Source organism: Arthrobacter sp. GMC3 (assembly GCF_002929305.1).
GTDB lineage: Bacteria > Actinomycetota > Actinomycetes > Actinomycetales > Micrococcaceae > Specibacter.
This window is the reverse complement of sequence record NZ_PJIO01000057.1, coordinates 1-930: the sequence shown is the minus strand read 5'-3', so window position 1 is coordinate 930 and position 930 is coordinate 1. Positions and strand designations below refer to the sequence as shown.

Genomic DNA, 930 nt, shown 5'->3' with positions numbered 1-930 from the left:
GGATAGGTGGGAGGCTTTGAAGCGTGGACGCCAGTTCGCGTGGAGCCAACCTTGAAATACCACCCTGGCAACTTTGAGGTTCTAACTCTGGTCCGTTATCCGGATCGAGGACAGTGTATGGTGGGTAGTTTGACTGGGGCGGTCTCCTCCTAAAGAGTAACGGAGGAGTACGAAGGTGCGCTCAGACCGGTCGGAAATCGGTCGTAGAGTATAAAGGCAAAAGCGCGCTTGACTGCGAGACAGACACGTCGAGCAGGTACGAAAGTAGGTCTTAGTGATCCGGTGGTTCTGTATGGAAGGGCCATCGCTCAACGGATAAAAGGTACTCTGGGGATAACAGGCTGATACCGCCCAAGAGTTCATATCGACGGCGGTGTTTGGCACCTCGATGTCGGCTCATCACATCCTGGGGCTGAAGCCGGTCCCAAGGGTATGGCTGTTCGCCATTTAAAGTGGTACGCGAGCTGGGTTTAGAACGTCGTGAGACAGTTCGGTCCCTATCTGCCGTGGACGTTTGAGATTTGAGAGGGGCTGCTCCTAGTACGAGAGGACCGGAGTGGACGAACCTCTGGTGTTCCGGTTGTCACGCCAGTGGCATTGCCGGGTAGCTACGTTCGGAAGAGATAACCGCTGAAAGCATCTAAGCGGGAAACTTGCCTCAAGATGAGATCTCACTGGAGCCTTGAGCTCCCTGAAGGGCCGTCGAAGACTACGACGTTGATAGGTTGGGTGTGTAAGCGCTGTGAGGCGTTGAGCTAACCAATACTAATTGCCCGTGAGGCTTGACCATATAACACCCAAACAATTTGGCTGTTAGACGGAAAGTCGACAAACAGACCGAAAATCTGCACGAACACGCAATACCGATTCATCACATACCCGATTGGCTGCAGCGGCTAAACCCCGAGGCAGCAACTGAATTGCTTGACG

1 rRNA gene is annotated in these 930 nt (G+C 53.5%); it reads left to right on the top strand.

From position 1 onward, the window contains the following. A 23S ribosomal RNA gene (locus CXQ94_RS23625) occupies positions 1-790 on the top strand; the annotation flags it as partial. Positions 791-930 lie beyond the last annotated feature (140 nt).